Here is a 7,641-nt window from a genome sequence, read left to right on the forward strand (position 1 = left end):
CTATTCCTTTCACTAAATACTCACAACAATTTCATTCTTCCTTTGATGTGGATCATTTTGTTCTTTTTTTGTTCAGATTTGCCGCGTGAAAATTGATGTAAATCAAGGCTTTTTTCTCCCATAAATCTTTTGAAACAACCTGCATTTAGAAGTAGTATTAGTCCCAGCTATATTAGCTGATGCTTAACAATTAACTAACCATAACGGTACATGCTTGCAACAAAATTCTGATATTTTTCAACATTTGATGAGGTTATATCACTGATGAATTTTAAGGAATTTTAACCCGTTTAGCATGTCAAAAGTGTCATTCAGCCGGCACAAAGGAGTTACCATGATTGACGTCGTTGATCTATCGCGGTTGCAGTTTGCACTGACAGCGATGTATCACTTCCTGTTCGTTCCATTGACTCTAGGTATGGCTTTTCTTTTAGCCATCATGGAATCTTTGTATGTAATGACTGATAAGCAAATCTATAAGGACATGACAAAGTTCTGGGGTAAGCTTTTTGGTATTAACTTTGCCCTTGGGGTGGCCACTGGCCTCACTATGGAGTTCCAGTTCGGTACAAACTGGTCATACTATTCCCACTATGTAGGTGACATTTTTGGCGCCCCTCTTGCGATTGAAGCACTTGTAGCCTTCTTTTTAGAATCAACCTTTGTCGGTTTGTTCTTCTTTGGGTGGGATAGACTATCAAAACGCCAGCATTTGGGCGTGACTTGGTTGGTTGCTCTGGGGTCCAATTTCTCGGCACTTTGGATCTTGATTGCGAATGGTTGGATGCAAAACCCAGTTGGCGCAGAATTCAATTTTGAAACTATGCGTATGGAAATGGTCAGCTTTGCTGAAGTCGTTTTCAACCCAGTTGCTCAAGTGAAATTTGTGCATACCGTCGCTTCTGGTTACACCACTGGCGCGATGTTCATTCTTGGTATTAGCTCATATTACTTGCTGAAAGGTCGAGACGTTGCGTTTGCACGCCGCTCATTCGCTATCGCTGCATCATTCGGCATGGCTGCTATTTTGTCCGTGATTGTGCTTGGTGATGAATCAGGATATGAAGTGGGTGAAGTTCAAAAGGTGAAGCTGGCTGCGATTGAAGCTGAGTGGCACACGGAACCTGCGCCAGCTGCATTTACACTGTTTGGTTTGCCTAACCAAGACGCCATGCACACCGATTATGCAGTGAAAATTCCGTACGTGATGGGTATTATCGCTACACGTTCACTGGATACCGAAGTCACAGGGTTACGCGATCTACGCGATCAACACGTTGACCGAATTCGTAACGGTATGTATGCCTATGAACTGTTAGAAAAATTACGTGCGGGCGAAAAATCACCAGCAAACATTGCCGCTTTTGAAGAAGTGAAAGGCGATTTGGGCTACGGCTTATTGCTAAAACGTTATACCGATAAAGTGAGCGATGCAACGGAAGAGCAAATTCAAGCCGCCGCCGATGATTCAATTCCAACCGTATGGCCACTATTTTGGTCATTCCGTCTGATGGTTGGTGTTGGTTTTGTGATGCTATTTGTCTTTGGTGCAGCATTTATTCAAACTTGCCGTCAGAAAATTGAGCAAAAACAATGGGTACTTAAAGCCGCCTTGTTCAGTATTCCTCTACCGTGGATTGCAATTGAAGCAGGTTGGTTTGTTGCTGAATATGGCCGTCAACCATGGGCTGTTGGTGAAATATTGCCGACCAATGTTGCCGCTTCTGCGCTAACTCTGGGCGAATTATGGACCTCATTGTTTGCGATTCTTGCACTGTACACTGTGTTCTTGATTGCTGAAGTTTACCTGATGGTTAAATTTGCTCGTAAAGGGCCTAGCAGCCTGAAAACTGGTCGTTATCACTTTGAGCAAAACGCAAACTCTGTTGAAGACAAAGTTAGCCGTCAAGTCGAAGCATAAGGCAGGGAGATAGAATAATGTTTGATTACGAAATCTTGCGACTAATTTGGTGGGTGCTGATCGGCGTACTGCTGGTTGGTTTTGCAATCACAGATGGTTTTGACATGGGCGTTGGTGCTCTTGTTCCCGTCATTGGTAAGAATGACAGTGAGCGTCGTGTCATGATCAACTCTATTGCTCCACACTGGGATGGTAACCAAGTTTGGCTTATCACGGCAGGTGGTGCACTGTTTGCGGCTTGGCCGTTAGTCTATGCGACATCATTTTCCGGATTTTATTTGGCTATGATTGTTACATTGGCTGCATTATGGCTTCGTCCGATCGGTTTGGATTACCGTTCAAAAATTGAAGATCCAAAGTGGCGTAATACTTGGGATATCTGTATTTCAATTAGTGGCTTTGTACCACCAGTCATCTTTGGTGTTGCCTTTGGCAACTTACTACAAGGCGTGCCATTCCAACTCAGTGATTTCATGATGCCAACGTATCACGGTTCATTTTTTGGTCTGTTGAACCCATTTGCTCTGCTTTGTGGCTTAGTCAGCTTGTTTATGATTATTTTACAAGGTGCCGCTTGGCTACAGATGAAAACCACCGATGAGCTGCATGCACGCGCTCGTGGCGTCGCTCAACTAATGGGCTTGTTGGTTGCTATTACTTTCGTCGCTGCAGGGTTTTGGATCCAAAACATCGATGGTTACGTGATTACCAGCGTCATTGATACACATGCCGCATCAAACCCACTCAATAAAGAAGTGATACGTGAGGCGGGGGCGTGGATGGCTAATTTCAACGCTTACCCATTACTATGGATCGCACCAACTTTGGGTGTTGCCATGCCACTACTTGCTGTGTTGGCGTCGCGTTTTGAAAAAGGTGGTCTCGCATTCTTGGCTTCTAGCTTAGCCAATGCGGGTGTGATTTTCACCGCTGGTTTTGCGATGTTCCCATTTATCATGCCTTCAAGCTTAGTACCAAGTAACAGCTTGACCATGTGGGACTCAACATCGAGTGAATTGACGTTGAACTTAATGACAGTGGTCGCTTTTGTAATGGTACCTATCATTCTTGGTTACACTACTTGGACTTACTACAAGATGTTTGGTCGTCTTGATAGCAAGTTTATTGAAGAAAACAAAAACTCACTTTACTAAGGAGCATAGATATGTGGTATTTCGCATGGATTCTAGGTGTGCTTTTAGCTTGTGCATTTGGCATCATCAACGCTCTTTGGTTAGAGCATTCCGAAATGATGGACAAAGACAGTGAGTAAACTTGCAATGCAAGTCACTGAGTACCATAAACTGGTTGATAAGACTCTGCTCAGAGTCTTATCGCTCTTGCTTGGTTTTTATCATATCGCCATGATTATGTGGGATCCCGAGCTATATTCTCAGAGCATTGGTGGTTTTAACGCGGTTATTTCACCACTCATGATATGGGCGCTGTGTGCAAGTATGGTTTTTGGTGTTGGCTTTAGACCACGCAAATGGTTTTGGCAATTATTGTTTAGCCCCTACATTTCATTATCGATCTTAATTTACCTAACGATTATTCGACTAGTTTGATATTTACTGTGTATGAATAACCTGTCGAAGGTTGATTAACGACCCACATTAGTGCTGCCTCTTTGAGACAGCACTAATTTTTTGTTTCAAGTTTTGTAAAAGTCCACTCAATGCTTGTACTAACGTCAATGAGTTGCGTTATAGTATCCGCCTAAATCTGCATATGTGTTGGAACCTTTGTGCAAAATACAGCCTCAGCCTTTCATTGGCCTGTAACGATTTACTATGAAGATACGGATGCTGGTGGTGTCGTCTATCACTCAAACTATCTTAAATTCTTTGAACGAGCCCGAACTGAAATGTTACGCGCAGTTGGAGTGTCTCAGCAGACGCTTTTGCAGCAGAACATTGGTTTTGTGGTCAGGCACGTTGACATCGATTTTCTACAAGCTGCACGTTTAGACGATATGCTGACGATAAATACTGTGATTTCGGCGTTGAAAAAAGTCTCACTGATCTTCTGTCAGGAGCTCGTCAATCCTGAAGGTAAAGTATTGTGTAAAGCAATAGTTAAGGTAGCATGCATCGACAATCAGAACATGAGGCCAAAAGCGATGCCTCAATCAATAATTTTGGAGTTAACCCCTAGTGACTGCTGATATCTCAATTCTCGATCTGTTTTTGCAAGCCAGCTTATTGGTCAAGATGGTGATGCTAATCCTTTTGGGGATGTCTATCGTTTCGTGGGCGATGATCATCAAACGTAGTAAAGTCCTTTCCCAAGCAGAAAAGAACGCTGATGCTTTCGAAGACAAATTTTGGTCTGGTACTGACTTATCCGTTATTTATCAAGATGTCAAAAAGCGTAAAGATGAACTTTTGGGTACAGAAGAGATTTTTTATTCTGGCTTTACCGAATTTGCACGTTTACGCAAGACTAACGCCACTTCACCCGATTTCATTATGGAAGGGACGGGACGTGCGATGCGAGTTGCTGTCGCAAGGGAAGTGGACGAGTTAGAGACCAGTCTGCCATTTCTAGCGACCGTGGGTTCTATCAGCCCATACATTGGATTATTTGGTACGGTATGGGGAATCATGCACTCATTTATTGCGTTAGGTGCGGTGAAGCAAGCGACGTTAGCAATGGTGGCTCCTGGTATTGCAGAGGCGCTGATTGCGACCGCCATGGGTTTATTTGCGGCTATTCCTGCGGTGATGGCTTACAACAGGTTGAGCAATAAAGTCAGCAAATTAGAGCATAATTACGCCACCTTTTCTGAAGAATTTCATAGCATTCTTCACCGCCAAGCGATGGCTGGTAGGGAATAGACGATGGTGGGTTACCAGCGTAAAAAACGCAAGTTGACAGCTGAGATTAACGTTGTCCCTTATATCGACGTTATGCTCGTGTTGCTGATTATTTTTATGGTGACATCGCCGTTTGTCACTCAAGGCGTTGATGTCGAACTTCCTAAAACCACTACGGCAAAGTCGGCATCTGATCTGAAAGGCGACAGTGATAGTAGTTTTATCATCGTGGAAATAGATAAAGAAGGTCGTCTCGGGTTGAGCGTAAATAATGAGGAAGTCGAGCGGGGTCTTTCGCTGCAAGATGTCATCATTAGAGTCAAAGCTGAATTGTCGTTGAAACCGGATTCACCGGTTGCGGTTGGCGGTGATGCTGCAACGCCTTATGCTGAAGTGATACTGGTTCTGGATGAATTGAATCGTGCGGGCATTTCAAAAGTAGGTCTGCTAACCGAAATTAAAGGATAGTTTGTACTGTTCATGAAAGATCATAAATCCAAAAAAAGCGATTACAAAAAGCCCATCATTATCTCGGCTGTTTTGCATATAGTGTTGATCATTGCTTTGTTATGGGGTTCGGATTTTAGCCTAACTAAGCCCGAGCCTGCAGGGCAGATGGTTCAAGCTGTGGTGATTGATCCACAACTGGTACAAAAACAAGCCCAGCAAATTCGTAACCAGCGTGAAGCTGCTGCCAAAAAAGAGCAGGATCGGCTGGATAAGTTACGCCGCGAAAGTGAGCAGTTGGAAAAAAACCGCAAGGCGGAAGAAGAGAATATTCGCCAACTAAAAGAACAACAAGCTCAGGAAGCGAAAGCGGCCAGAGAAGCTGAAAAGCAACGTGCCGAAAAAGAACAAGAGCGTAAAGTGGCAGAAGAACGAGCTCGTAAAGAAAAAGAGCGAGCGGTAAAAGCGGAAACGGAACGTAAGATAAAAGAAGAAGCGGTAAAAAAAGCAGAGCAGGAGCGCATCGCTAAAGAGGCTGAAATTGCGAAAGCGGAAAAAGAACGCATTGCCCGTGAAAAAGAGGCAGAACAAGCTAAAGAGAAAGCTCGTAAAGAGCGAGAAGCAGCAGAGCGAGCCGAGAAAGAGCGAATAGCCAAAGAACAAGAGGCGAAGAAAGCGGCCGAAAATGCAAAAAAAGAGAAAGCACGTTTAGAGAGATTGGAGCGTGAACGCAAAGAACAAGAAGCGGTGCTGAATAACATTTTTTCTGGGTTAGAAACAGAAGCAGAGCAAAATAGCTCAGCTCGTTCTCAATTTGTAATGAGTGAAGCTCAGCGGTATGGAGCAATCTATACGCAGCTCATTCAACAAAACTTGCTGATTGAAGACAGTTTTAAAAGTAAACAGTGCAAAGTGAACCTACGGCTCATTCCAACGGGAACTGGAGCAATAGTCGGTAATCTAAGCATTATTGATGGTGACTCAAGGTTATGCGCGGCGACAAAACGTGCTGTGGCGCAGGTGGGGACGTTTCCGCTGCCCAAAGATGATCTTGATGTAGTCAATCAATTGAAAAACATTAATTTAACTGTAGAACCAAATTAAAAGGAAAAGCTTGTGTTAAAGCGATTGATGTTAGGATGCTTACTTGTCATCGCAAGTAGTGTACAGCTCGCCAACGCCGCATTGGAGCTTGTGATCACCGACGGCATTAATTCAGCAAGGCCGATTGCTATCGTACCGTTTAAGTGGGAAGGCAAAACAAAATTACCGCAGGATGTCTCTGCGGTGATCGCGTCAGACTTGCAACGTAGTGGTAAATTCAGCCCGATTGCGACCAGCAAAATGCCACAAACGCCTTACAATGAAACCGATGTGAAGTTTGATGCTTGGACCAGTATTGGTGTTGATGCTTTGCTCACTGGTAGCATTACGCAAAATGCAGAAGGTAACTATGTCATCAACTACCAATTGGTAGATGTAGTGCGTGGTCAACTTACACAAGGCCAAAGCAAAGCATTAAGTAACGATGGACAGTTGGTGCTTTCTAAAGATCATGTTTTGTTCAATAAAGTTGCCACCGTACCAGCAAACCGAATGCGTGAGTATGCGCATCGAATTTCAGATTTGGTCTATCAAGAACTCACGGGTGATAAGGGTGCGTTTCTCACTCGTATTGCCTACGTGGTGGTCAACGACGATGAACAATATCCTTACCAGCTAAGGGTTGCTGACTATGACGGTTACAATGAACGTTTAGTACTTCGTTCAAAACAGCCTTTGATGTCACCGACTTGGTCACCTGATGGTAAGCAACTGGCGTATGTGAGCTTCCAAAACGGCCAAGCGGAAATATTCATCATGAATATTTATACTGGCGAAAGAGAGAAAGTGACCTCGTACCCACGTCATAATGGGGCACCAAGGTTCTCGCCAGATGGGAAAACCCTTGCTTTGGTGTTGTCTAAAACGGGCAGCTTACAGGTTTATACTCTGGACTTGGCAACCAAGAAGCTGAAACAAATAACGAGTGGCAGATCAAATAATACAGAACCGTTCTGGCATCCTGATGGTAAATCGCTAATATTTACTTCGGATCGGGGTGGTAAACCACAGATATATCAAGTAAATTTATCAGACGGTTCTACCAATCGTCTGACATGGCAAGGTAGCCAGAATTTAGGTGGACAAATAACGCCTGATGGTCGATTCCTTGTCATGGTAAACCGAAGTAATTCGGGTTTTAATCTGGCGAAACAAGATTTGGAAACTGGTTCAGTGCAAATTCTAACAAAGACTTTGCTCGATGAGTCTCCAAGTATTGCACCCAATGGTGGTATGGTCATATACAGTTCTATTTATAACAAAGCGAATGTACTTTCGATGGTGTCTATAGATGGGCGTTTCAAAGCTAGATTACCGGCAACAAATGGTCGCGTTAGGGCTCCTGCGTGG

General features: G+C 43.8%; 9 protein-coding genes. All 9 read left to right on the forward strand.

Annotated features, from left to right (window positions below; genetic code table 11):
- Positions 1-334 precede the first annotated feature (334 nt).
- On the forward strand, positions 335-1,921 hold the full coding sequence (gene cydA / locus B9J87_RS13670) for a cytochrome ubiquinol oxidase subunit I (protein ID WP_029189795.1): 1,587 nt from the start codon (positions 335-337) through the stop codon (positions 1,919-1,921).
- Positions 1,922-1,938: 17 nt separating this feature from the next.
- Entirely contained in the window at positions 1,939-3,075 is a 1,137-nt protein-coding gene (gene cydB / locus B9J87_RS13675; protein WP_094151219.1) for a cytochrome d ubiquinol oxidase subunit II, read from the forward strand.
- Between the two features lie 11 nt (positions 3,076-3,086).
- Complete coding sequence (gene cydX / locus B9J87_RS13680) at positions 3,087-3,194, forward strand: cytochrome bd-I oxidase subunit CydX (RefSeq protein ID WP_000270284.1); 108 nt, start codon at positions 3,087-3,089, stop codon at positions 3,192-3,194.
- A complete protein-coding gene (gene ybgE, locus B9J87_RS13685; RefSeq protein WP_013856571.1) occupies positions 3,187-3,489 on the forward strand; it encodes a cyd operon protein YbgE in 303 nt (100 codons plus the stop codon). Before cydX ends, ybgE begins: the two co-directional genes overlap by 8 nt.
- A gap of 179 nt (positions 3,490-3,668) precedes the next feature.
- A complete protein-coding gene (gene ybgC, locus B9J87_RS13690) occupies positions 3,669-4,088 on the forward strand; it encodes a tol-pal system-associated acyl-CoA thioesterase (RefSeq protein ID WP_094151222.1) in 420 nt (139 codons plus the stop codon).
- Positions 4,078-4,761, forward strand: coding sequence for a protein TolQ (gene tolQ, locus B9J87_RS13695; protein ID WP_013856573.1), 684 nt, complete (start codon positions 4,078-4,080; stop codon positions 4,759-4,761). The genes ybgC and tolQ overlap by 11 nt, the downstream gene beginning before the upstream one ends.
- A gap of 3 nt (positions 4,762-4,764) precedes the next feature.
- Positions 4,765-5,208 (forward strand): protein TolR, encoded by a 444-nt coding sequence (gene tolR / locus B9J87_RS13700; protein WP_017050375.1) that lies wholly within the window; start codon positions 4,765-4,767, stop codon positions 5,206-5,208.
- A gap of 12 nt (positions 5,209-5,220) precedes the next feature.
- Positions 5,221-6,291: a cell envelope integrity protein TolA gene (gene tolA, locus B9J87_RS13705; protein WP_088732635.1), complete on the forward strand. Its 1,071-nt coding sequence runs from the start codon at positions 5,221-5,223 to the stop codon at positions 6,289-6,291.
- Between the two features lie 27 nt (positions 6,292-6,318).
- A partial coding sequence (gene tolB, locus B9J87_RS13710; RefSeq protein ID WP_094151225.1) for a Tol-Pal system beta propeller repeat protein TolB occupies positions 6,319-7,641 on the forward strand: 1,323 nt, incomplete at its 3' end.

The sequence above is a fragment of the Vibrio sp. V19_P1S1T109 genome (genome assembly GCF_002241375.1).
In the GTDB taxonomy this organism is placed as follows: Bacteria; Pseudomonadota; Gammaproteobacteria; order Enterobacterales; family Vibrionaceae; genus Vibrio; species Vibrio anguillarum.